The sequence below is a fragment of the Paraburkholderia sp. SEWSISQ10-3 4 genome (genome assembly GCF_030464785.1).
Classification (GTDB): domain Bacteria; phylum Pseudomonadota; class Gammaproteobacteria; order Burkholderiales; family Burkholderiaceae; genus Paraburkholderia; species Paraburkholderia aspalathi.
Map to the genome: position 1 here is coordinate 1 of NZ_JALPRI010000012.1, position 24935 is coordinate 24935.

Annotated in this window: 19 protein-coding genes and 1 pseudogene; 3 read left to right on the forward strand and 17 right to left on the reverse strand. The window is 62.1% G+C overall.

The window, feature by feature from the left end:
* The 11 genes and pseudogenes from M0D68_RS21490 to M0D68_RS21540 all read right to left on the reverse strand — a co-directional run.
* Positions 1 to 649 (reverse strand): annotated as a pseudogene (locus tag M0D68_RS21490) (hypothetical protein); the annotation flags it as partial.
* A 461-nt stretch (positions 650 to 1110) separates the two neighbouring features.
* Positions 1111 to 3282, reverse strand: coding sequence for an ABC transporter ATP-binding protein (locus tag M0D68_RS21495; RefSeq protein ID WP_200618002.1), 2172 nt, complete (start codon positions 3280 to 3282; stop codon positions 1111 to 1113).
* Positions 3279 to 4157, reverse strand: a complete 879-nt coding sequence (locus M0D68_RS21500; protein ID WP_093638859.1) for an ABC transporter permease — start codon at positions 4155 to 4157, stop codon at positions 3279 to 3281. The genes M0D68_RS21495 and M0D68_RS21500 overlap by 4 nt, the downstream gene beginning before the upstream one ends.
* Positions 4154 to 5164, reverse strand: coding sequence for an ABC transporter permease (locus M0D68_RS21505; protein WP_200618003.1), 1011 nt, complete (start codon positions 5162 to 5164; stop codon positions 4154 to 4156). Before M0D68_RS21505 ends, M0D68_RS21500 begins: the two co-directional genes overlap by 4 nt.
* A gap of 90 nt (positions 5165 to 5254) precedes the next feature.
* The gene (locus M0D68_RS21510) at positions 5255 to 6919 is read right to left on the reverse strand and encodes an ABC transporter substrate-binding protein (RefSeq protein ID WP_200618004.1); all 1665 of its coding nucleotides are present in this window, start codon (positions 6917 to 6919) and stop codon (positions 5255 to 5257) included.
* 332 nt (positions 6920 to 7251) lie between these two features.
* Entirely contained in the window at positions 7252 to 8271 is a 1020-nt protein-coding gene (locus M0D68_RS21515; RefSeq protein WP_200618005.1) for a HoxN/HupN/NixA family nickel/cobalt transporter, read from the reverse strand.
* Between the two features lie 18 nt (positions 8272 to 8289).
* Positions 8290 to 8805 carry a cupin domain-containing protein gene (locus M0D68_RS21520; RefSeq protein ID WP_200618008.1) on the reverse strand — a complete coding sequence of 172 codons (516 nt, stop codon included), beginning with the start codon at positions 8803 to 8805 and terminating at the stop codon, positions 8290 to 8292.
* A gap of 214 nt (positions 8806 to 9019) precedes the next feature.
* The gene (fusA, locus tag M0D68_RS21525; RefSeq protein ID WP_200618010.1) at positions 9020 to 11125 is read right to left on the reverse strand and encodes an elongation factor G; all 2106 of its coding nucleotides are present in this window, start codon (positions 11123 to 11125) and stop codon (positions 9020 to 9022) included.
* 313 nt (positions 11126 to 11438) lie between these two features.
* The gene (locus M0D68_RS21530; protein WP_093638877.1) at positions 11439 to 11945 is read right to left on the reverse strand and encodes a DUF192 domain-containing protein; all 507 of its coding nucleotides are present in this window, start codon (positions 11943 to 11945) and stop codon (positions 11439 to 11441) included.
* Positions 11946 to 12090: 145 nt separating this feature from the next.
* Positions 12091 to 12285, reverse strand: a complete 195-nt coding sequence (locus M0D68_RS21535) for a hypothetical protein (RefSeq protein ID WP_011489640.1) — start codon at positions 12283 to 12285, stop codon at positions 12091 to 12093.
* A 455-nt stretch (positions 12286 to 12740) separates the two neighbouring features.
* Positions 12741 to 13310 (reverse strand): pseudouridine synthase, encoded by a 570-nt coding sequence (locus M0D68_RS21540; RefSeq protein WP_054042670.1) that lies wholly within the window; start codon positions 13308 to 13310, stop codon positions 12741 to 12743.
* A gap of 329 nt (positions 13311 to 13639) precedes the next feature.
* Here M0D68_RS21540 and icd point away from each other — a divergent pair, with 329 nt between their 5' ends.
* Positions 13640 to 14896: an NADP-dependent isocitrate dehydrogenase gene (gene icd / locus M0D68_RS21545; RefSeq protein WP_200618012.1), complete on the forward strand. Its 1257-nt coding sequence runs from the start codon at positions 13640 to 13642 to the stop codon at positions 14894 to 14896.
* A gap of 251 nt (positions 14897 to 15147) precedes the next feature.
* Here icd and M0D68_RS21550 read toward each other — a convergent pair whose 3' ends face one another.
* Positions 15148 to 15354, reverse strand: coding sequence for a cold-shock protein (locus M0D68_RS21550; RefSeq protein WP_007180614.1), 207 nt, complete (start codon positions 15352 to 15354; stop codon positions 15148 to 15150).
* Positions 15355 to 15907: 553 nt separating this feature from the next.
* Here M0D68_RS21550 and clpS point away from each other — a divergent pair.
* Positions 15908 to 16222, forward strand: coding sequence for an ATP-dependent Clp protease adapter ClpS (clpS, locus tag M0D68_RS21555; RefSeq protein ID WP_006050100.1), 315 nt, complete (start codon positions 15908 to 15910; stop codon positions 16220 to 16222).
* The gene (gene clpA / locus M0D68_RS21560) at positions 16219 to 18516 is read left to right on the forward strand and encodes an ATP-dependent Clp protease ATP-binding subunit ClpA (protein WP_074282414.1); all 2298 of its coding nucleotides are present in this window, start codon (positions 16219 to 16221) and stop codon (positions 18514 to 18516) included. The genes clpS and clpA overlap by 4 nt, the downstream gene beginning before the upstream one ends.
* A 138-nt stretch (positions 18517 to 18654) precedes the next feature.
* Here the strand turns inward: clpA and dut are convergent, their stop codons facing one another.
* The 5 genes from dut to ileS all read right to left on the reverse strand — a co-directional run bounded on the left by dut (position 18655) and on the right by ileS (position 24806).
* Positions 18655 to 19101 (reverse strand): dUTP diphosphatase, encoded by a 447-nt coding sequence (gene dut / locus M0D68_RS21565; protein ID WP_266225356.1) that lies wholly within the window; start codon positions 19099 to 19101, stop codon positions 18655 to 18657.
* A gap of 14 nt (positions 19102 to 19115) precedes the next feature.
* Positions 19116 to 20135 carry an LLM class flavin-dependent oxidoreductase gene (locus M0D68_RS21570; protein WP_200618013.1) on the reverse strand — a complete coding sequence of 340 codons (1020 nt, stop codon included), beginning with the start codon at positions 20133 to 20135 and terminating at the stop codon, positions 19116 to 19118.
* A gap of 75 nt (positions 20136 to 20210) precedes the next feature.
* Positions 20211 to 21425, reverse strand: coding sequence for a bifunctional phosphopantothenoylcysteine decarboxylase/phosphopantothenate--cysteine ligase CoaBC (gene coaBC / locus M0D68_RS21575; protein ID WP_093638887.1), 1215 nt, complete (start codon positions 21423 to 21425; stop codon positions 20211 to 20213).
* A gap of 37 nt (positions 21426 to 21462) precedes the next feature.
* Positions 21463 to 21969 (reverse strand): signal peptidase II, encoded by a 507-nt coding sequence (gene lspA / locus M0D68_RS21580; RefSeq protein ID WP_093638890.1) that lies wholly within the window; start codon positions 21967 to 21969, stop codon positions 21463 to 21465.
* On the reverse strand, positions 21969 to 24806 hold the full coding sequence (ileS, locus tag M0D68_RS21585; protein WP_200618015.1) for an isoleucine--tRNA ligase: 2838 nt from the start codon (positions 24804 to 24806) through the stop codon (positions 21969 to 21971). The genes lspA and ileS overlap by 1 nt, the downstream gene beginning before the upstream one ends.
* Positions 24807 to 24935: the final 129 nt, after the last annotated feature.

The following is a 24935-nucleotide window of genomic DNA, read 5'->3' on the forward strand; positions in this document are numbered from 1 at the left end:
CGCTGCTGCCGCCGCCGCTGCTGCCACCGCCGCTGCTGCCACCGCCGCTGCTGCCACCGCCGCTGCTGCCACCGCCGCTGCTGCCACCGCCGCTGCTGCCGCCACCGCTGCTGCCGCCACCGCTGCTGCCGCCACCGCTGCTGCCGCCACCGCTGCTGCCGCCACCGCTGCTGCCGCCACCGCTGCTGCCACCGCCGCTACTTCCACCGCCGCTACCGCTGCCGTTACCCTTGCCGCCGCCACTGCCCGAGCCCGCTGCGCCGCCGGCGCCATTACCGCTCGCACCTGCGCCACCGCTGCCAGCGCTCGCCGCGCCGTTGCCGCCGCGATGCTGCGTGCACCCGCCGATACTGGTGGTTGTGCAATCGCGCGGACTGAACACAATGGCTGCGTCGTCGGCAGCGGTCGGTTCATCAGGCGCGGTGCCAGTCGCCGCTGCGCCCGCCGCCGAACTGTCGTCCTGCACGCTTTGCGTCGCTGCGTGCGCGCCGCTTGCAGGCAGCGGTGCATCGGCAACCGTCATCAACTTGGGGACCGCATCCGTCGACGCCGAATACGCGACCTGGGTGATCAGCAAAGCTACGCCCGCCGCGATTGCCGTACTCCGTAGTACCCCGAAGTAGTACTGATTGAATTTTGTGGTTTTCATCACGTCTCTCCCGAGGGGACGCCGACACCTCGCTGCCGCCATCTCCCACGCTGAATCGCCGACGCCGGGCCTGTCTGAACGCGAGCCTCGCCGTCCCCCGAGTCTGTTTTGCGGATGCAAGTCAAACACCATCACTGTCTTCCCGGCGCCGTAGCCGGTTTGCTGACAAACGCTTGCGTGCGCTTCAGCCGATACCGTTCAAACGCGCTTCGTCACGTATCGCTTCTTGTCACTGCGATTCGCGTAAGCGGCGCTCTCAGGCTCTCTTCCGATCTCTTCCGATCTCTTCCGATCTCTTCTGGATTCGAATGTCTGGACAGTACTTAGCGATATCCATGCCACGGTCCGCAAAGCCTTGCGGCGACGGGCGTCGGATAGGGGTGTGCGATGGCCGCGAGGAAAAAACGCAGGAAAATGTTTCGATGATGAAACGCGTGGCCGGAAAGTCGCCTTATTGCGCGTTATTCGTTGCGCGCGGCGTTTTCCGGTGTGTTTTCCGAGCCGCTGCCGGAGACCTTGCCGGCGTTGTCGCGCGCGGCGAATTGCAGTACACGCAGGTCGTCGACGGGGATATGACAGCGGATGCGATGCGCGGACGGCTGACCCGCGTCACCGCTGCCGGCTTCGAGGAAGGGCGGGTCTTCCTGCTCGCAGATCGCTCCGAGTTTGCGCGGGCAGCGCGTGTGGAACACGCAACCGGACGGCGGCGATGCGGCGCTCGGCAGATCGCCGGACAGCCGTATGCGGGCGGTGTTGTCGTGGGCGTCGAGGGTCGGCACCGAAGACAGAAGCGCTTCGGTGTAGGGATGATGCGGTCCGCCGAAAACCGCGGCTGCCGGTCCGATCTCCAGCAGCCGGCCGAGGTACAGCACTGCGATGCGATCCGACAGATAGCGCACCACATGCAGGTCATGCGAGATGAACACGTAGCTCACGCCGCGCTCGCGTTGCAGATCGGCGAGCAGGTTGAGGATCGCGGCCTGCACGGAGACGTCGAGCGCGGACGTGGGTTCGTCGCAAACCACCACGCGCGGCTCACCGGCAAACGCGCGCGCGATCGCCACGCGCTGCTTGAGTCCGCCGGACAACTGACGCGTGCGCGAACCGAGATAGCGTTCGGGCAAACGCACGGCCGCTGTCAACGTAGCGAGCCGTTCGTCGATTGCAGCGCCGCGCAGCGCGGTGAGGCGCGACAACGCACGACCGATCAGCCGCTTCACCGAATGCGCGCGATTGAGCGCCGAGTCCGGATTCTGGAACACGATCTGCAGCGACTTGACCTGCTCGTCGTTGCGTCGCGTGACGCGCGCGGCGAGCGGTGTGCCGTCGAGTTCGAGCACGCTGCCCGCGTCCGGTGTGAGCAGGCCGAGCATCAGTTTCGCGAGCGTTGTCTTGCCGCTGCCGGATTCACCGACAAGGCCGAGCGTTTCGCCACTGGCGAGATCGATCGAGACGTTGTCGACCGCGCGCAGCGGAGCGCCGGATACGTGGAATGTCTTCGAGAGTTTTTCCGCGCGCAGCACGAGAGCGGGGCGCTCGCTCTCGCGCAACGCATCGCCATGCAGAGGCAGTCCTTCCGCGGACGCACGCGGCAGTTCGATTGCGCGTTCGTGGTAATGGCAGCGCGACATCTGATCGCCGTGTGCGGCACTCACGCGATAGGGCGGCGGTGCTTCACGACGGCAGCGGTCGTCGGCGAGCCGGCAGCGGTCGGCGTAAATGCAGCCTTGCTTGACCGAGCCGGGCAAGGGCAAATTGCCCGCGATGGTGTCGAGCCGCTCGGTGTCCTTGCTGCGTCCCGTGGTCGGCAAACAGCGCAGCAGTCCGACCGTATAAGGATGACGTGGCCGTGCGAACACGTCCTGGGTGGCGCCTTCCTCGACCAGCTTGCCCGCGTACAGCACGCCGACGCGCTCGCACATCCGGCCAATCACCGCGAGATTGTGGCTGATGAACAGCACCGCGGTGCCGAGTTCTTCGCGCAGTTGCGCCACGAGATCGAGCACTTCGGCTTCGACGGTGGCGTCGAGGCCGGTGGTCGGTTCGTCGAGAATCAGCAAGGCCGGATTTGAGGCGAGCGCCATCGCGATCACCACGCGTTGCTGCATGCCGCCCGACAACTGATGCGGATAGCTGTCCATCACGCGTTCGGGTGCAGCAATGCGCACCCGCTGCAGTATCTCGACCGTGCGCCGCACGGCTTCGTCGCGCGAGACGCCGGCGGCTTCGAAGGCTTCCGTGACTTGCCGTGCGATCGTCAGTGACGGATTCAACGCGCGGCCTGGGTCCTGATAGACCATCGAAATCGCGTTCGCGCGCATCGTGCGTAACGCGTCCGCGTCGAGCTTCTGCACGTCCTGGCCGGCGATGATGATCTTGCCGGCCTTCACCTTGCCGTTACGCGGCAGATAGCGCAGCGCCGCCATTGCGACCGTCGACTTGCCGCAGCCCGATTCGCCGACGAGGCCATAGGCTTCGCCGCGCCGCACGCGAAACGAGACGTCCTGCAGCACTTCACGATCGCGTCCGCGCATCCGGTACGTGACCGTCAGGCCGACGACGGTCAGCGCATCCGTGCGATCGCTCTTCGAGACGTCGAAGGCGGGGAACGAGGAGGGCGGCGGGCCGTTCATCGGTCGAGCACTCCTTGCACGCTATCGGCGATCAGATTTACGCCGACCACGAGCGAAGCGATGGCGCCGGCGGCGAACACCACGGTCCACCATGCGCCACCGGCCATCAGCGTGTACGACTCGGACAGCGCGAGCCCCCAATCGGCCGAAGGGGGTTGAATGCCGAAACCAAGAAACGACAGCGTGGCGACCGCGAAAATGGCATACCCGAGCCGCACGGTCGCCTCGACGATGATCGGCGGCAGCACGTTCGGCAGAATCTCGGCGAACATGATGTACGGCGCGCGTTCGCCACGCAGTTGCGCGGCGGCGACGTAGTCCAGATGCCGTTCGGCGAACACGGCGGCGCGCACGGTGCGCGCGGTGATCGGCGTGAAGGTAATGCCGATCACGAGAATCACGGTGAAGTTCGATGCACCGACCGCGGCCAGCGCGAGCAACGCGACGATCACGAGCGGCAGCGCGAGCACGGCGTCGATTGCGCGGCCCACGACGTTATCGACCCAGCCCTCGAAGTAGCCGACGATCAATCCCAGCGCAGTGCCCGCGACCGTGCCGAGCAGGGTCGCCAAAGGCGCGATGGTCAGAATGTCGCGCGCGCCGACAATCACTCGAGAGAACACGTCACGGCCGAGCTGATCGGTGCCGAACCAATGCGTGCTATCGGGCGGCGTGAGCGAATTGAGCGGATCGGAGGCATACGGGTCGATTCGCACGATCCATTGCCCGGCGATCGCACAGACGACCCACCATCCAACGATCAACACGCCGACCACAAACGTGGGCGAGCGCAGCAGCACGCGCAACTGGTCGAAGCGCGGTTCGGTAGCCGGGCGTGGCGCGGGCGGCGCGGCCGGCGGAACGATGGTGCTCATTCGGCGCTCCTCACTCGCAGTCGCGGATTGAGCAGGATATGCAGTGCATCCGCGACGAGGTTGGCGACGGTGTAGACCACGCCGATCGTCAGCACGCCCGCTTCGAGCATCGGAAAATCCTTGGCCTTGGCGGCGTTGTAGATCAGCGAGCCGATACCTTGATAGTGGAACAGCGTCTCGACCACCACGAGGCCGCCGATCATGTAGCCGAGCTGCGTGGCGGCGACGGTGATGGTCGGCAGCAGCGCATTACGCAACACGTGTCGCCAGATCACGGTACGGCGCGGCAAGCCTTTGAGAATCGCGGTGCGGGTGTAGTCCGCATCGAGCGCTTCGACGGTGCCCGCGCGCGCCATTCTCGCGATGTAGCCGAAGAACACCAGCACCAGCGGCAGCACCGGCAGAATCAGATGCCGCAATTGTTCGAGAGCGCTTGCTTCGGGCGGATACGACGCTTCGATCGGCAACCAACGCAGCCACACGCCGAACACCAGAATCAGCACGATCGACGAGACGAACTCCGGCACCACGGTCGCCGACAAACCGGCGATGCTGATGGTGCGATCGAGCCAGCGTCCCGCGTGCATGGCCGACCAGACACCGCCCGCAATGCCGAGCGGCACGACGACGATAAACGCGAGCAGACCGAGCTTGGCCGAATGCGCCATGGCGTCGGCGATAAACGGCGCAACCGGTTCACGGTACGCATAGGAGAGTCCCATGTCGCCGCGCACGAAATGCGAGATCCACTCGACGTATTGCGTCATGAGCGGCCGGTCCGCGCCGAGCTGATGGTTGAGTGCGGCGACCGCGCGCGCATCGGCGAGCGGCCCGAGCACCGCGCGGCCGATATCGCCAGGCAGCAACTGGCCGCCCGCGAACACGATCACGGACAGCAGCCACAGCGTAATCAACGACAAACCGACCCGCGTCGCCAGAAATCGCGCGACACGGCCGGCGTTGCCGCTGGGGACCGGAGAGGCGGAAGGGGTCACCGTGGTCGACATCGTGATCTCCTGCCGAAGAAGTGCCGTGCGCTCATGCTTTCAATGGCTTTCGCGCCCACTGCTTTCGCGTTCACCGCTTTTGCATCCACATCACGCGCTCAACACCGCGCGGTCGAAATAGAGTTGCGCGAGCGCGGTAAAGCGCACGCCGTTCACGCCCTTGCGCATCGCGATCAACTGATCGTAAAAGAACGGAATGATCACGGGCGTTTCATCGAGCAGCAGCGTCTGGATCTGCCCAGAGATTTTCTTCTGCGTGCCGAGGTCGACTGCCGCGACGAACTGCGCGACCAGTTGATCGTACTGCGGGTTCTTGAAGTGCGCGGCGTTCCACGTGCCCGTGCTGGTGAGCGGCGCGTTCAGAAACACGTTCGGCACGCCGCGATGACCGTAGTCGGTGATGCCGAGCGGCGAGTCGAGCCAATCCGATTTGCCCGGTGTGCCCGCGCCGTAGTACAGCGACTGACTCTCCACCTTCAGATTGATGCGCACGCCGATCGCCTTCGCTGCGTTCTGCACAACCACCGCGAGATCGGGAATCTCCATGTACTTCTCGGTGGTCAGCGTGACGTCGAAGCCGTTCGGCACACCCGCTTGCGCAAGCAGTTGCTTCGCCTTCGCGATGTCGATCTTGCGTTGCGCGACGCCTGCATCGGAAGACGGAAATACCGGTGCGAACGGGCTGTCGTTGCCGATCTGCGCACGGCCCTTGAACAGCCCTCGCACCAGCACGTCGCGATCGAGCGATAACGCCAGCGCCTGGCGCACGCGCTTGTCCTTGAACAGCGGGTTGTCGTTGCGCATATGAATCTGGCGATGCGCGCTCGACTTCACGCCGATTGCCTTGTAGTCCGGATTGTTCAGAATACCGGCGCCGCCCTGCACAGTGAACGTGCCCATTACATCGGCCTGATGGCCTTGCAGCGCGAGCATTTGCGCCTGTTCGTCGGCGTAGAACGAGAACTGTACGCGTTGCGGTAACGCTTTGTCGCCCCAGTAGTCCGGATTGCGCACGAACGAGGCGCCGACCTTCGCCTGATACTTTTCGAGCTTGAACGGACCGGTGCCGATGAAGCTCTTTTCATAACCACCCGCATAGTTCGCGGGCAGGATCACGGCGTTGAAATTGTCCGAGGAAACGTAGTACGGGAAGTTGCCGTTCGGTGCATCGAGATGGAAGGCGACCGTGTGCTCGTCGACGACCTTTGCACCGCCTTTCGACAGCACGCCTTTCAACACCGAGAGCGCTGCCGAACCGCTTGCCGGATCGGCGAGGCGATCGAAGGTGGCGACGACGTCTTTGGCGGTGAACGCCTGGCCGTCGTGGAATTTGACGTTCGGGCGCAGCGCGAAGGTCCACACGTCGCCCTTGTCGTTCGCCTTCCACGACAAGGCGAGCGCCGGCTTCAGCATGAGTTTTTCGCCGTCGTCGTCGATCAGGAACTCGCCGGTCTGGTTCAGCAGCGCGAGGCTCGCGGCATCGTTCACGGTGAGCGGATCGACGGCGCCGGCCGGCGTCAGGTGGGCTACGCGGATTGTCTGGTTGGACGGACTCGCTGCGTTTTGCGCGCGGGCTCGCGGCGCATTCAGCACGCCGCCGCCAGCCAGCGACAAACCGATCACGCTCGCATAGCGCAGCAGATCGCGGCGCGTGATGCGGCCGGCGATGAATTCGTCGATGGCGTGATTGCCGTAGGCGTCGGCGGTGCGGCGGGCTAGGTCGAGTTCGAGAAATCGGTCCGCGGGAGTCTTCATCGATGGAGTGTCCAGTCCGTTCTGCTGTCGGTTCTGAAGGGCCGCGCCGGATACGCGCGACAAGGCGACTTATTGCAATGACGAAAAGCTGCAGCGCGCTGCAGTGCTGAAAAGCGGTTTCAGTGTAAGCGATTGCCCGCCGGTTCGGCGCGCTTGCAGCGCGGTCCGGTCTCCGTTTGGCGTATAAAAGGGCCGGCGTGTGTCGTCACGACAACGCTCGTGGGCTGTCTCGCACGGCCTGCGCGAAGCGCACGATGCCGCAGCGCGGAAATTGCCGTTACGCCGTCGCCGCCGTGGAAACCTTACCGATCCTCCGCGTAGGCAAACTGGATTTACCGCGCAACCGTGTCGGCGCGGCGCCAGCGATGGAACAGTACCGAGCCGATCCAGCACGCCATGAAGGTTGCGACGATGCCGTAGCCCAGCGCGCCGAAGTGCTCGTTGAGACTCCCCACTGCATCCCAAACACCGCCGTTCAAACCGAGTTTGTCCGACAGCAGTCCCAGCGCTTCGACGCCGCCAATGACGATCGCCACCACCGCCGAAACGAACGTGATGCTCGCGTTGTAGTAGAGCTTGCGCTTCGGATCGTCCATGGCCCAGCCGTAGGCGTGGACCATCAGCACGTTGTCGGTCGAATCGACCAGTGTCATGCCCGCGGTGAAGAGCGCCGGGAACACGAGGATCGAATACAGCGGCAGACCTTTGCCGGCTTCGGACGCGGCAATCGCCAGCAGGCCGATCTCGGTCGCGGTATCGAAGCCGAGGCCGAACAGCACGCCGACCGGGTACATGTGCCAGCTTTTCGTCACGAGCCGGAACATCGGCCGCAATGCGCGCGACAACAGACCGGCGGGCGCGATGTTTGCCGACGTTTCAGCAGCGAGTTCGCCGCCGCGTTGGACGTGGCGATAGCGGCGCCACACGTCGCGCAGAATCACGAGGTTCACGCACGCCAGCACCAGCAGAAACACCGCCGAGACGACGGTGCCTATCGGGCCGCCTACCACCTTGAAGGTCTCGAAGCGGCCGTGCAGCGAGTGCGCCGTCCACGCAATGCCGATCGTCGCCAGAATCACGATAGTCGAATGGCCCAGCGAAAATGCCAGGCCCACGCCGAGTGGCCGCTTGCCCGCCTGCATCAGCTTGCGCGTCACGGCGTCGATCGCGGCGATGTGGTCCGCATCCACCGCGTGGCGCAGACCGAAGCCATAGGCGAGCAGCGCGGTGCCGAGCAGCAGCGGATAGTGGCGAAACGCGATCAGCGCCCACGCCCATGCGCCGAGATTGGCGGCGATCAGGACGGCATACAGCGTGATGAGGCGAGGGCGCAGCGAGGCGGTCGGCGTCATGGGTTGCGTGAAAGAGGTTTAGTGATCGTGCGGATGCTTGTGAATCGGATCGACCCAGAAGACCGTTTCCGGGGCTTCCACCGCGTCGATATTCAGATTCACCACCACCGCTTCATTGTCGCTGCGCACCAGCACGCATTCGAGCGGATCGTCGGTGCTCGCGTTGATTTCCTGATGCGGCACAAAGGGCGGCACGAAGATGAAGTCGCCCGGACCGGCTTCGGCCGTGAACTCGAGATGCTCGCCCCAGCGCATGCGTGCCTGGCCTCGCACCACGTAGATCACGCTTTCGAGCGCGCCGTGATGATGCGCGCCGGTCTTCGCATTCGGATGGATCGTCACGGTGCCGGCCCAGATTTTCTGCGCGCCGACGCGCGCCGCGTTGATCGCCGCCGCGCGGTTCATGCCCGGCGTTTGCGCGGTATTGCTGTCGAGCTGGTCGCCCTTGATGACCTTGACGCCGTGCTCGCGCCAATCGATTGGCGCCGCCGGTTGCTCGTCCTTGTAGTGCGGGTGTTCGTGATCCTGGCTCATGGTGCGTCTCCTCGTGGGCGTTATTCCGGGCGGTCAGCACGGCGCCGCCTGGCATTTTTGCACGTTCAAAAACGTGTGTGTTGCCGGCTGCCGCAGGCGCCGCCGCGCACGAAAAAAAGGCCCATCCACAGGGGACGGGCCTTTTGCTATCTGCTTTCATTGCGTCGCATTCGATTTCGGGTTGCAGCACATAGCATGTTGCAACCCATAGCGCTTATTTATGCTTCGCGTTGATCACGGCTTCCGCGACGTTGTTCGGCGTTTCAGCGTAGTGCTTGAACTCCATCGTGTACGTCGCGCGCCCTTGCGTTGCCGAACGCAGCGACGTCGAATAGCCGAACATCTCCGCGAGCGGCACTTCGGCGCGCACCAGCTTGCCGCCACCGCCGGCGATGTCTTCCATGCCTTGCACCATGCCGCGGCGGCTCGACAGATCGCCCATCACGTTGCCCATGAAGTCTTCCGGTGTTTCCACTTCGACGGCCATCATCGGTTCGAGCAGTACCGGCTTGGCCTTGCGCATCGCGTCCTTGAACGCCATCGAACCGGCCATGCGGAACGCGTTTTCGTTCGAGTCGACGTCGTGGTACGAACCGAAGGTCAACGTCACTTTCACGTCGACCACCGGATAGCCCGCCAGCACGCCGGCCTTCAGCGTTTCCTGAATGCCCTTGTCGACCGCCGGAATGTATTCACGCGGAATCACACCGCCCTTGATCGCGTCGACGAATTCGTAGCCCTTGCCTTGCGCCGACGGTTCGAGCGTGATCACCGCGTGGCCGTACTGGCCGCGGCCGCCTGACTGCTTGACGAACTTGCCTTCGACGTCTTCGACCTTGTTGCGCACCGTTTCGCGGTAAGCCACCTGCGGCTTGCCGACGGTCGCCTCGACGCCGAACTCGCGCTTCATCCGGTCGACCAGAATTTCCAGGTGCAACTCGCCCATCCCGGAGATGATGGTCTGGCCGGATTCTTCATCCGTCTGCACGCGGAACGACGGGTCTTCCTGCGCCAGACGATTGAGCGCGATGCCCATCTTTTCCTGGTCGACCTTGGTCTTCGGCTCGACGGCCTGCGAAATCACCGGCTCCGGGAAGATCATCTTTTCAAGGATGATCACGTGCTGCGGATCGCACAGCGTGTCGCCCGTGGTCGCTTCTTTCAGGCCGACTGCCGCGGCAATGTCGCCGCAGTAGACTTCCTTGATTTCCTTGCGCTCGTTCGCATGCATCTGCAGGATCCGGCCAAGGCGTTCCTTCTTTTCCTTGGTCGCGTTGTAGACGGTATCGCCCGAATTCACCACGCCCGAATACACGCGGAAGAAAATCAGCTGGCCCACGAACGGGTCGGTCATGATCTTGAAGGCGAGCGCGGAGAACGGATCGTCGTCTTTCGGATGCCGTTCGATTTCGTTGTCGTGCTCGTCGTGACCGGTAATCGCGGGGATGTCGAGCGGCGAGGGCAGATAGTCGATCACCGCGTCGAGCATGGCCTGCACGCCCTTGTTCTTGAACGCGCTGCCGCACAGCATCGGCACGATCTCGTTGGCGATGGTACGCACACGAATACCGTGCTTGATTTCCTCTTCGGTCAGCGTGCCGCCATGCAGATATTTGTCGAGCAGTTCCTCGCTCGCTTCAGCGGCGGACTCGACCATTTTGTCGTGCCATTCCTTCGCGGTCGCCTCGAGCTCGGGCGGAATGTCGCGGTACTCGAATTTGATGCCCTGGTTCTCTTCGTCCCAGTAAATCGCCTTCATCTTGACGAGGTCGACCACGCCCTGGAAGTGATCTTCCGCACCGACCGGAATCTGGATCGGCACCGCGACGCCCTTCAGGCGATCGCCGATTTGCCGCTGCACACGGAAGAAGTCCGCGCCGACGCGGTCCATCTTGTTGACGAACGCAATGCGCGGCACCTTGTACTTGTTCGCCTGACGCCACACGGTTTCGGATTGTGGCTGTACGCCGCCAACCGAGTCGTACACCATGCAGGCGCCGTCGAGCACGCGCATCGAGCGCTCAACTTCAATCGTGAAGTCGACGTGACCCGGGGTGTCGATGATGTTGATCCGGTGTTCCGGATAGTTGCCGGCCATACCCTTCCAGAAAGCAGTCGTGGCAGCCGATGTGATCGTGATGCCGCGCTCCTGCTCCTGTTCCATCCAGTCCATCGTCGCAGCACCGTCGTGAACCTCGCCGATCTTGTGGGTCACGCCTGTGTAGAACAGGATGCGTTCAGTGGTGGTGGTTTTGCCGGCGTCGATGTGAGCGCTAATGCCGATATTCCGGTAGCGCTCGATGGGAGTCTTGCGGGGCACGTGAACCTCCTTGAAATGGCGCGCCTGAAACGCTTGCCGGGCGGCAGTCTGTGCTGCCCGGGGAGCCTTGGATGCTGCTTTGCCAAGAATACTAGGATAGCGCGTCGGCCTGTCTTTTGCAGGAATCTTGCCAGCTGCGTGTGAAGGCCTGCTGGTATGGGCTCGCGCGACGCCGCCGGCCTCTACCGCGTGCTGCCGAGCATCGCCTGCCCCGCGCCGAATGGAAAAAAGCCGGTGCCTTGCGAAAGGCACCGGCTTTTTTCAAAAGCGGCTGCTGAAGAATCGGCAGGGTGTTGTCGTGGTCGACGCGCCTTTATTGCGCGGCCGGCAAGCCCTGGATCTTCATGCCCGGTTTGATGCCTTTCGACGAGAACCAGCCCTTGCTCATTTCCAACGCATACACGCCGTTGTTCTTCGGGCAGTGATTGTTGGTGGTCTCGGCCTGCATCTCGTCGATGTCGGTGACCGTGCCGTCGGCGCGCATGAACGCGATCGACAGCGGGATCAACGTGTTCTTCATCCAGAAGCAATGCACGGCGGTTTCATTGAAGACGAACAGCATGCCTTCATTCGGCGCGAGGTTCGTGCGATACATCAGACCTTGTTCGCGATCGGCGTCGTTAGCGGCGACGGCTGCGTCGATCACGAACATGCCCGCGGTCAGCTTTGCGCGCGGAAAGTCGCCGGGCTGCTTCGCACCGGCCGGCATCTGTTGCGCATGAGCGGGGGCAGCAGTGGTCGCGGCGAACGACATCGCGGCGAGCGGCAGTGCAACGGCAACAGCGAAACGCGCAATCAACGAGCGCATGGGAAATCGCACGGCATGACTCCTTGCTGGAATTTAACTCGCGAATGTTACGCGAGCGCGTCAAAAACAAAAAGGCAGATCGCCTTGCGGTGATCTGCCTTTCAACGCCGTAAGAACGGCAATGAAGCTAGTTCTTGACTGCGTTTTTACAACAAACTTACTCCGAAGCGCCCGAAGCTGCAGCTGCTGCTGCTGCCTTCTTGTGCGACTTCTTGTGAGCGTGCTTCGTGGTCTTCTTTGCCGACGAAGCTGCTGCTGCCGGAGCTGCCGAAGCTGCTGCCGGTGCCGAAGCTTGTGCGAATGCTGCCGTTGCGAAGAGACCAGCGACCAGAGCGGCGATCAGTTTGTTCATTTTGTAAATCCTCAGCTTTAGTTGATTAACCAAATGACCCGGTTATATGTAGAGTCATGTCGGTAAACGTGCCATCCACCTTTCGGTTGACAGCCGCATCGAACATTTTTCTCGACGCGTCTGCTTAGCGCTCAGACTCCCCGTACTCACCGCCAGAGCGGCGTGTGCAAAGGCCCTTAAGGCTGAATGCCGGATAGCTTCGGGCGGCATCTGCGTCGAATAACGCGTGAGCTCGCGCACCGGTTGACGTGAATTTTGTGGAAAATTTATATGCCAACGTGCTGAAGCAAATGAATGGCTGCAGAGCGATCGTGAGCGCAATTGTTTCACGCGTTTTTCATATTGGTTTCACGCGCTATTTTGTTTGCGGATACAACGAGTTAGCTTTTTAGACGCGGGTCGAAATAGCGGTTCGATGCAGGTTCAGTGCAGACATGGCGCGCATGCAAATGTGTTCAGGCGATGCCTTCCCATGGGGCCTTCAGCGGCAACTCGACACTTTCTCCTGGCTGCAACCCGAGCGAAAAAATATCGAGTGCACCGATACCGGCGCGCACGAGGCGCAATGTGGGGAAACCCACCGCGGCGGTCATGCGTCGCACCTGGCGGTTCTTGCCTTCGGTGATCGACAATTCGATCCACGTGGTCGGAATCGCTGCGCGATAGCGGATCGGCGGCGTGCGGGTCCAGAGCGAGTCGGTCGGCTCGACGTATTCGGCGCGGCAGGGCCGCGTCACGTAGTCGCCGAGATCGACGCCGCGCGCGAGCTTCTTCAAGGTGGCATCGTCGACTGCGCCTTCCACCTGTGCCCAATAACGTTTGACAAGTTTGTGACGCGGCTCCGCGATGCGTGCCTGCAGCGCGCCGTCGTCGGTGAGGAGTAGCAGCCCTTCGCTATCGGAGTCGAGCCGGCCCGCCGGATAGATGCCGGGCACTTTCACCCAGTCGGCCAGCGACGCCCGCGTTTCGTGCGGCGAAAACTGACAGATGGTGCCGAACGGTTTGTTCAGGGCGAGAAGTCGCATAGAGGAATCAATGAAGGTCGAGCGGCGGCGGGAGCGTGCCGCGCAGGCCAGGAAGGGCGCTGCTCGGTAGTAAATGGCGGAATAATAATGCATAATGAGCCACGCCAAGTCTTATGTCTTATATAAGATAGATGAGTAAGCGGCGTTGCTAACTTTGATTTTCGACAATGTTGGAAAACCCCGAGCCGTATGCGGACTCGGGCCTGCGTCAGCGTGGGCTAGAATAGACGACCAGGCCGCTCGCAGGCGTCCGGCATTGCGTAGCGAGGAGCACCCAGTTTCCGCAGTCTCCCATCAGCTTTCAGCACAGCCTTCACTGGAGTCCGATCATGCCGTACCAGCACATCAAGGTTCCGACCGGCGGTGACAAGATCACCGTCAACGCAGATTTCTCGCTCAACATTTCCGACCAGCCGATCATTCCGTATATCGAAGGCGACGGAACGGGCCTCGACATCACGCCGGTGATGCTGAAAGTGGTGGATGCCGCGGTAGAAAAAGCCTACGCGGGCAAAAAGAAAATCCACTGGATGGAAATCTACGCCGGCGAAAAGTCGACCAAGGTGTACGGCCCGGACGTGTGGCTGCCGGAAGAAACGCTGCAGGTGCTGAAGGAATACGTCGTCTCGATCAAGGGTCCGCTCACCACGCCGGTCGGCGGCGGCATCCGCTCGCTGAATGTCGCGCTGCGTCAGGAACTCGATCTGTATGTCTGCCTGCGCCCGGTGCAGTACTTCAAGGGCGTGCCTTCACCGGTGCGTGAACCCGAAAAGATCGACATGGTGATCTTCCGCGAGAATTCGGAAGACATCTATGCTGGCATCGAATGGCCTGCCGGGTCGGAAGATGCGAAGAAGGTCATCAAGTTCCTGCGCGAAGAAATGGGTGTGAAGAAGATCCGCTTCCCGGAAACCTCGGGGATCGGTGTCAAGCCGGTGTCGCGCGAAGGCACGGAGCGCCTCGTGCGCAAGGCGATCCAGTATGCGATCGACAACAATCGCCGCTCGGTCACGCTGGTGCACAAGGGCAACATCATGAAGTTCACCGAAGGCGCGTTCCGCGACTACGGTTATGCGCTGGCGCAGAAGGAATTCGCCGCGGAACTGATCGACGGCGGTCCGTGGATGAAGATCAAGAACCCGAAAACGGGTGGCGACATCGTGGTGAAAGACGTGATTGCGGATGCGTTCCTGCAGCAGATCCTGCTGCGTCCGGCGGAATACGACGTGATCGCCACGCTGAACCTGAACGGCGACTACATTTCGGACGCGCTGGCCGCGCAAGTCGGTGGTATCGGGATTGCGCCGGGGGCGAACATGTCGGATTCGGTCGCGATGTTCGAAGCCACCCACGGCACGGCGCCGAAGTACGCCGGCAAAGACTACGTAAATCCGGGTTCGGAAATTCTCTCGGCTGAAATGATGCTGCGTCACATGGGCTGGACTGAAGCGGCCGACCTGATCATCAAGTCGATGGAAAAGTCGATTCTGCAAAAGCGGGTCACCTATGACTTCGCGCGCTTGATGGAAGGCGCGACGCAGGTGTCCTGCTCGGGCTTTGGCCAGGTGTTGATCGAAAATATGTAAGCGATTCGCGCTGGTTTTTCCAGCCTGAGTCAAAACCCCGGCGCCGTAAGGCGGCCGGGGTTTTTTTACGGCCGGCGGCAGCGGTTGAGCATCGAAAGCGTTCGGAAAGAGAGACGGGTGTCCGATATTTGGGTATTCGCGTTATCCCCGCCTCAAGCAATGGTCACGATTTGCCGTAAATCAGAATGTGCCGCCCAAAAAAAGAAACCCGGCATGAAGCCGGGTTTCAAAAGGACGGGTAACGAACAGGTTCAGGCAGGTGCCTGGATGTTCGATGCCTGTTTGCCTTTCGGGCCTTGCACGACCTCGAAGGTTACTTTTTGACCTTCCTTGAGGGTCTTGAACCCATTCATCTGGATGGCCGAGAAGTGTGCAAACAGATCCTCACCACCTTCGTCAGGCGTGATGAATCCGAAACCTTTTGCGTCATTGAACCATTTGACCGTACCAGTTGCCATTCCAACTTCCCCTGTAACTCATGTCACTACCACGAGCCCTCGAAAAGCTCGACGACCGCGCGATGCAGCCGCTCCCTCCTCACAAGCTCACCATCGGCATTTTTTCGATTTATGGCGCAGTGAAAAAAGTGCCAGCTTGATTGTTGAGGCTCTTTATTCGAGTGTCAAGAAAATTTTGAGACGTCGTTGTCGCGTTGCAAACAGGCGTTTTCCAGGGTTTTTCCCGCTTTTGTTTTCTTATGTGCGGTTGCCCAAGCGTGCTGTCTTGAAAAGTCGCATAATCGACTCACATGCTGTTCTGCGGGTCGCACACCGTCCGCTGGCCGGGGGCGCGCCGTCAGCCAGTATGGGCAGGTTGTGCGATACTCGATCCGACTGCGGCGCAGCACGGCCGCGACGCATCACAGGATAGGGGCCGGCTCCGCAATCGGCTCGTCGAATGACGCACCGCTTTGGGGTATTTACCCATCAGGCGGGAGCGAACGGGCTCACCGGCCGGTCGGCTGGGTTTTGACAGGATTGCGGGCCTGTCCTAGTTGTTTAGAATGGGTGTATGGCGATTATCCCGGACAAGCAGGACGGCACCGTACTGGAGCGGCAGGAAAAGAAGCTGAAGCCGCCTTCCATGTACAAGGTAGTGCTGCTGAATGACGACTTCACGCCAATGGAATTTGTCGTGATGATCGTGCAGGAATATTTCAATAAAGATCGTGAAACCGCAACGCAGGTGATGTTGAAGGTGCATCGCGAGGGCAGGGGAGTTTGTGGGGTCTATACGCGGGACATCGCGTCGACCAAAGTCGAGCAAGTCGTTACCCACGCACGGCAGGCCGGGCATCCGCTGCAGTGTGTGATGGAGGAAGCATGATTGCCCAGGAACTGGAAGTCAGCCTGCACATGGCGTTCATGGAAGCACGCCAGGCGCGGCACGAGTTCATAACGGTCGAACATCTTTTGCTGGCACTGTTGGACAATCCAACAGCGGCAGAGGTGTTGCGTGCATGCGCGGCCAATATCGAGGATCTGCGCCAGAACCTGCGCAACTTCATTCATGACAACACGCCGACCGTGCCAGGCACGGACGACGTCGACACGCAGCCCACGCTGGGATTCCAGCGTGTGATCCAGCGCGCGATCATGCATGTGCAATCCACCTCGAATGGCAAGAAGGAAGTGACCGGCGCGAATGTGCTGGTGGCGATCTTCGGCGAGAAGGATTCGCATGCGGTGTACTACCTGCAACAGCAGGGCGTGACGCGTCTGGATGTGGTGAATTTCATCTCGCATGGCATTGCCAAGACCAGCAGCACGGACGCCGCGAAAGCGAGCGACGCGAATGCCGAGTCCGACGAAGCCGCCGCGCAGAAGGAAACGCCGCTCGCCCAGTTCACGCAGAACCTGAACCAGATGGCGAAAGACGGCCGCATCGACCCGCTGATCGGGCGCGAGTCGGAAGTCGAGCGTGTGGTCCAGGTGCTATGCCGCCGCCGCAAGAACAATCCGCTGCTGGTCGGTGAGGCAGGTGTCGGCAAGACCGCGATTGCCGAAGGGCTCGCCTGGCGCATTACACGCGGCGAAGTGCCGGATATTCTGGCCGATGCGCAGGTGTATTCGCTCGACATGGGCGCGCTGCTCGCCGGCACCAAATATCGCGGCGACTTCGAACAACGCCTGAAGACGGTCCTCAAGGAATTGAAGGAACGTCCGCACGCAATTCTGTTCATCGACGAAATTCATACGCTGATCGGCGCGGGTGCTGCGTCGGGCGGTACGCTGGACGCATCGAATCTGCTGAAGCCGGCGTTGTCGTCGGGCACGCTGAAGTGCATCGGCGCGACCACGTTCACGGAATATCGCGGCATCTTCGAAAAAGACGCGGCATTGTCGCGCCGTTTCCAGAAGGTCGACGTGACCGAGCCGACCGTCGAGCAGACGGTGGCGATCCTGCGTGGCCTGAAGTCGCGCTTCGAAGAGCACCACGGCGTGAAGTATTCGTCGGGCGCGCTGTCGGCGGCGGCTGAATTGTCGGCACGCTTCATCACGGATCGTCATCTGCCGGACAAGGCGATCGACGTGATCGACGAAGCGGGTGCTGCGCAACGCATCCTGCCGAAGTCGAAGCAGAAGAAAACCATCGGCAAGAACGAGATCGAAGAAATCATCTCGAAGATTGCTCGCGTCCCGCCGCAAAGCGTGTCGCAAGACGATCGCAGCAAGCTGCAAACGCTGGATCGCGATCTGAAGAGCGTGGTGTTCGGGCAAGACCCGGCCATCGACGCGCTGTCGGCCGCGATCAAGATGGCGCGTGCGGGCCTCGGCAAGCTGGACAAGCCGATTGGCGCCTTCCTGTTCTCCGGCCCCACCGGCGTCGGCAAGACGGAAGTGGCGAAGCAACTGGCGTTCACGCTGGGGATCGAGCTGATCCGCTTCGACATGTCGGAATACATGGAGCGTCATGCGGTGAGCCGTTTGATCGGCGCGCCGCCGGGCTATGTCGGTTTCGACCAGGGCGGTCTGTTGACCGAAGCTGTCACGAAGAAGCCGCATTGCGTGTTGCTGCTCGACGAAATCGAGAAGGCGCATCCGGACATCTACAACGTGCTGCTGCAGGTGATGGACCACGGCACGCTGACGGACAACAACGGCCGCAAGGCGGATTTCCGCAACGTCATCATCATCATGACGACGAACGCGGGCGCCGAGGCAATGGGCAAGGCGGTGATCGGCTTCACGAATCGTCGGGAAACCGGTGACGAAATGGTCGACATCAAGCGCATGTTCACGCCGGAGTTCCGTAACCGTCTGGACGCAACGATCAGCTTCCGCTCGCTCGATGAAGAAATCATCATGCGCGTGGTCGACAAGTTCCTGATGCAACTGGAAGATCAGTTGCACGAGAAGAAGGTCGACGCGCTCTTCACCGACGCGCTGCGTGCTCACCTTGCGAAACACGGTTTCGATCCGTTGATGGGTGCGCGGCCGATGCAACGTCTGATCCAGGACACGATCCGTCGTGCGCTGGCCGACGAGTTGCTGTTCGGCAAGCTGATGAACGGCGGCCGCGTGACGGTCGACGTGGATGCGGAAGACAAGGTGCAGTTGACCTTCGACGAGCATCCGGCACCGCGTAATCCGAATCCGGAAGCGGTCGAGGTTGAATAAGTCGGTCGAGTAAGCGTTTCAGTCTCACCTGAAAGCAGAACGGCGCGGGTTGAACCCCGCGCCGTTCTGCTTTTTGCGTTGTGCGAAGCGCTTGTTGCTAGTTGGAAGCAAGCGAAGCTTCAACGCTTATCGATACGCTTAGTGCTTGCCGGTGCTGCCGAATCCGCCCGCGCCACGCTCGCTGGTTTCGAAATCGTCGACGATATTGAACTCGGCTTGCACGACGGGCACGATCACCAGTTGCGCGAGGCGCTCCATCGGATTCAGCACGAACGTGGTTGTGCCGCGATTCCACGTCGAAATCATCAGTTGCCCTTGATAATCTGAATCAATCAGCCCGACCAGGTTGCCGAGCACAATGCCGTGCTTATGACCCAGACCCGAACGCGGCAGAATCAACGCCGCATAACCCGGATCGCCGACGTGAATCGCCAGACCCGTCGGCACCAGTGCGGTTTCGCCGGGTTTGAGGGTCAACGGTTCGCCGAGGCAGGCGCGCAGGTCGAGGCCCGCGCTGCCGGTGGTTGCGTAGGCCGGGAGTTGTTCGCGCATGCGCGCATCGAGAATCTTCAGGTCGAGTTTCATGCAGGGTCGAAGGTTTAAGGAGTGGAGTCCGGGCGTCCGAGTTGGAACGCGTCGGCGAGAAGTTCATAGGAGCGCAGCCGGGCGCGATAGCTGCCCGCTACGGTGAGCACGATCAATTCGTCGGCCTGGAACTGCTCCTGCAAGGCATGCAGCCGTTCAGTGACGGTTTCTGGCGTGCCGATGATACTGCGCGGCCTCTCGCGGTCGATCACCAGTCGCTCGCGTTCGCCGTATTCTTGCGCGATGCCTTGTTCGATTGTCGGGATCGGCTCGTTCAGCCCATAGGCCATTTGCACGCGACGCAGGTCGACGGCCTTTTCCAGATCGGCGGCTTCCTGCTCCGTGTCCGCGCAAATCACGAAGACGGCGGCGGCGAGATAGGGTTGTTGCGTTTCCAGACTGGCTTTGAAGCGCTCGCGATAGGCAAGCGCCACCTGGTGCCCGAAATGCGCGTTGATGAAGTGCGCGAATGCAAAGCGGATGCCGAGTTGCGCCGCCAGCAGGCCGCCGAATTCGCTCGAGCCGAGCATCCACAGTTGCGGGCGCGTAGCGATCTGCGGCTGAAGCAGTACACCGTGCGCAATGTGATCGGTGGGCAATGTGCCGTGCATCAGGCCGACGAGATCGGCAACCTGCTGCGGGAAAATGTCGCCGCGGTTGTAGGCGCCGGCCGCGACCGCCTGCGCTGTTTGCATGTCGCCGCCTGGCGCGCGGCCTACGCCGAGGTCGATGCGATTCGGGAATAACGCCTCGAGCATCATGAACTGCTCGGCGACTTTGAACGGGCTGTAGTACGGCAGCATCACGCCGCCGGAGCCCAGCCGAATGCGTTGGGTGACGCTGCCGAGGCGCGCCAGCATGACCTCGGGGCATGGGTTCGACACGCCGCGCAAGCCGTGATGCTCGGCGCACCAGTAGCGCGTGTAGCCGAGATCGTCAGCCAGCTGCGCGAGTTCGACGGTGGCGGCAATTGCGTCCGCCACTGAGTGCCCGCCGATCACGGGCGTTTGATCGAGCACGGAAAGTAGCGTCATGTCAGTACTGCTCCAGATAATTCGGTGCGCTAAAGGCGCGCGCGGCGAAAGCAGTTTGCGCCGCCATGCGCAGCTTTAGCGGATCAGACTTGTGTCGGGCAGACGCCTGGCAATTTCCACGATCAAGGCGCGCGCGAGCGTCTGCTTGTCGGCGCGTGGCAGTTTGGTTGCACCGCCTGCTTCGAACAGAATGACCTCGTTGTCGTCGAGACCGAAAGTGAGCGGGCCGAGATTGCCGATCAGGAGCGGCACGTTCTTGCGCGCGCGCTTTTCTTCACCGTGCACTTCGAGGTCGCCGCTTTCCGCTGCAAAGCCGACTGCGAACGGAGGATGCGGCAGCTTGGCGACCGCTGCCAGGATGTCCGGATTCTCGACGAATGTGAAGGTGGGCAGTGCACGCTCGGCGGTCTTCTTGATCTTGTGTTCGCTGGCGTGATCGACGCGCCAGTCGGCCACCGCGGCCACGCCGATGAAGATGTCGGCGTCCGCGACCGAGCGCATCACCGCGTCGTGCATTTGCTGCGCGGTTTGCACGTCCTGGCGGAACACGCCCCACGGCGTTTCCAGCGCGACGGGGCCGGCGATCAGATGCACTTCGGCGCCGGCTTGTTGCGCGGCGCGCGCCAGCGCAAAGCCCATCTTGCCGCTCGAACGATTGGTGATGCCGCGCACCGGATCGAGCGGCTCGAAGGTCGGGCCGGCGGTCAGCAACACACGACGGCCGGACAGGATCTTAGGCGAGAAGAATGACGCGATCGCTTCGTAAGTCGCGGCCGCTTCGAGCATGCGACCGTCGCCGACTTCGCCGCAGGCTTGCGGACCCGAATCGGGGCCGAGCACTTCGATGCCGTCCGCGCGCAACTGCGTGACGTTGCGTTGGGTGGCCGGGTTTTGCCACATCTGCCGGTTCATCGCCGGCACAACGAGCAGCGGGCAATCGCGCGCGACACACAGCGTCGACAGCAGGTCGTCGGCCATGCCGTGCGCAAGTTTGGCGAGGAAGTCGGTGGAGGCGGGCGCAATGACGATCGCGTCGGCTTCACGCGAGAGATCGATATGCGCCATGTTGTTCGGCACACGAGCGTCCCACTGGCTCGTGTAGACCGGCCGGCCGGACAGCGCCTGCATCGTAACGGGGGTGATGAACTGCGTGGCCGCTTCGGTCATGACGACCTGCACGGTCGCGCCGGCCTTGGTCAACAGACGCGTGAGTTCGGCGATCTTGTAGCAGGCAATGCCGCCCGTCATGCCGAGGACGAGGTGTTTTCCTGCGAGTTCTGCGGTTGCCAACGAAAGCCTCCGACAAAGCGTGGTCTACCTATACGCGTTACCGCGAGCCGCGCACGCGCCGCAACTCGTCGAGCACGAGCAGGATCGCGCCGATCGTGATCGCGCTGTCGGCGAGATTGAACGCCGGCCAGTGCCACGTGCGTACATGGAAATCGAGAAAGTCGATCACATGGCCGTACGCCAGCCGGTCGATCACGTTGCCAAGCGCGCCGCCCAGAATCAGCGCGAGCGCCGTGCAGAACATCTTCTGCCCGCCGTGGCGCTTGAGCAGATAGCAGATCACCAGCGCCGCGACCACGCCGAGCGCGGTGAACGCCCAGCGCTGCCAGCCACCCGCCATCGCGAGGAAGCTGAAGGCGGCGCCGCGGTTGTACACGAGGATCAGGTTGAAAAACGGCGCGACCTCATGCGGAACACCGTAGGCGAACACCTTCTGGACCGCGATCTTGGTGAGCTGATCGAACAGGATCACGATCAGCGCGACACCGAGCCACGGCGCCAGCGAACCACCGGCAGCTGACGATTTCGACATGGTTTTCGCCATTATGCCGCGCTCCTCACTTCACCGTTGCCGAACAGATTGCTGAAGCAGCGGCCGCACAGGGTGGGGTGCTCGGCGTTGGCGCCGACGTCCGCGCGGTAGTGCCAGCAGCGTTCGCACTTCAGATACTTCGAGGCGATCACCTCAACGCTTTCTTCCGCTTCGCTATCGACCTTCACGACGGTCGCCGCCGACGTGATCAGCACGAACTTCAGGTCGTCGCCGAGGCTCGTGAGCGCGTCGTAACGCGCGCCGCTCGCGCGGATTTCGACTTCCGCCTGCAGCGACGAACCGATCAGGTTCGCGACGCGTGCTTCTTCGAGCGCCTTGGTCACGTCGCTACGCGCGGCGCGCAGCAGCGTCCATTTGTCGAGCAGCTCGCCAGCTTGCGGCACTGCCGGGAACGCGTGATACGTCTCGGTGAAGATCGTTTCGCTGTTCGGCTGGAACACCTTCCACGCTTCTTCCGCGGTGAACGACATGAACGGCGCCATCAGGCGCAGCAGGCCGTGTGCGATGTGATACAGCGCGGTCTGAGCCGAGCGGCGCGCGACGGAGTCAGCCGCCGTGGTGTACAGACGGTCTTTCAGCACATCCAGATAGAAGCCGCCCAGGTCTTCCGAGCAGAACGTCTGCAGCTTGGCGACCACCGGGTGGAACTCGTATTTGTCGTAGTGCGAGAGGATGTCGTTTTGCAGATTTGCCGACAGCGCCACCGCGTAACGATCGATCTCGAGCCAGTCTTCGACCGGACGCGCGTGTTGCGCGAAGTCGAAATCCGACAGGTTCGCGAGCAGGAAGCGCAGCGTGTTGCGGATACGGCGATAGCCTTCCGTCACGCGCTTCAGGATCTCTTCGGAGATCGCCAGCTCGCCCGAGTAATCGGTCGAGGCGATCCACAGACGGATGATTTCCGCGCCAAGGCGATTCGCCACTTCGTGCGGGTCGATACCGTTGCCGAGCGACTTGCTCATCTTGCGGCCTTCGCCGTCGACGGTGAAGCCGTGCGTGAGCAGCGCGTTGTACGGCGGGCGGCCATCGAGCATCGAAGCCGTCAGCAGCGACGAGTGGAACCAGCCGCGGTGCTGGTCCGAGCCTTCCAGATACAGGTCAGCCGGGAATTGCAGTTCGTCTTTGTGCGAGCCGCGCAGGACGTGCCAGTGCGTGGTGCCCGAATCGAACCAGACGTCGAGCGTGTCGCGGTTCTTTTCATACATGTTGGCGTCGTCGCCTAGCAGTTCGCGCGGGTCGAGCGTTTGCCACGCTTCGATGCCTGCCTTCTCGACGCGTTGCGCAACTTCCTCAAGCAATTCCAGCGTGCGCGGATGCAGCTCGCCGGTTTCCTTGTGCACGAAGAACGCCATCGGCACGCCCCATTGGCGCTGACGCGACAGCGTCCAGTCCGGGCGGTTGGCGATCATGCTGAACAGGCGCTGTTTGCCCCACGACGGATAGAAGGCGGTGTTCTCGATGCCTTCGAGCGCGGTTTCGCGCAGCGTCTTGTCGGTGTCGTTCGGCTTCACGTCCATGCCGGCGAACCATTGCGAGGTCGCACGGTAGATGATCGGCGTCTTATGGCGCCAGCAGTGCATGTAGCTGTGCGTGTACTTCTCGGTGCGCAGCAACGAGCCGGCCGCTTGCAGGGCTTCGACGATCTGCGGATTCGCCGCCCAGATCGACAGGCCGCCGAACAGCGCGAGCGATTCGATGTAACGGCCGTCGCCCATCACCGGATTGATGATGTCCGAATCGGCCATGCCGTGCGCCTTGCACGACACGAAGTCTTCCACGCCGTACGCCGGCGACGAGTGCACCACACCCGTACCGGATTCAGTCGTCACGTAGTCGCCGAGATAAACGGGCGCCGTGCGCTTGTAGGCCGGATGCGCGGAGGCGAGCGGGTGATTGAAGCGCAGGTTGACGAGCTTCGCGCCCGGCGTGGTCGCGATGACCGTGCCTTCCAGCCCATACAGTTTCAGGCACGCTTCAACGCGTTCTTCGGCGAGGATCAGCAAGCCGCGTGGTGTATCGACCAGCGCGTAGACGATTTCCGGATGCAGGTTCAGCGCCTGGTTGGCGGGGATGGTCCACGGCGTAGTGGTCCAGATCACGATGCCGCCTTCATTGCGCGGCAGTGCGTTCAGGCCGAACGCCTGTGCGGTCTTTTCCGGCTCGGCGAAGCTGAACAGCACGTCGATGGTCGGATCGGTCTTGTCCTTGTACTCAACTTCCGCTTCGGCCAACGCCGAGCCGCAGTCGAAACACCAGTTGACCGGCTTCAGGCCGCGGAAGACGTAACCCTTTTCCATGATCTTCGCGAGCGCGCGGATTTCACCGGCTTCGTTCGTGAAGTTCATCGTCTTGTACGGGTTATCCCAATCGCCGAGCACGCCCAGACGGCGGAAGCCGACCTTCTGCTTCTCGATCTGTTCGGTCGCGTAAGTGCGCGCCTTCTGCATCACTTCGGCCGCCGGCAGCGACTTGCCGAACTGCTTTTCGATCTGGATTTCGATCGGCATGCCGTGGCAATCCCAGCCCGGCACATAGACCGCGTCAAAGCCCGCCAGATTGCGCGCCTTGACGATCATGTCCTTAAGGATCTTGTTGACCGCGTGGCCCAAGTGGATGTCGCCGTTCGCATACGGCGGGCCGTCGTGCAGGATGAATTTCTTACGGCCCTTGGAGGCGGCGCGGATCTTCTCGTAGACCTTGCGTTCCTGCCATTCCTTGACCCATTGCGGCTCGCGCTTGGGCAGGTCGCCACGCATCGGGAACGGCGTGTCGAGCAGGTTGACCGGGTAGCGTGACTGCGGTTTCGAATCGGCTTTCTTGTTGCTCATGATGAGGTCGCGGTGAATTCTTTCTAAGCGCAGCGAGGCTGCGGTAAGCGCAAGATGCGCAGGGCGTTGGGCGCGCCCGGCAGGCATGTCGCGTAATCCACGGACGCCCTCCGATGCGCGCAGCAGTGG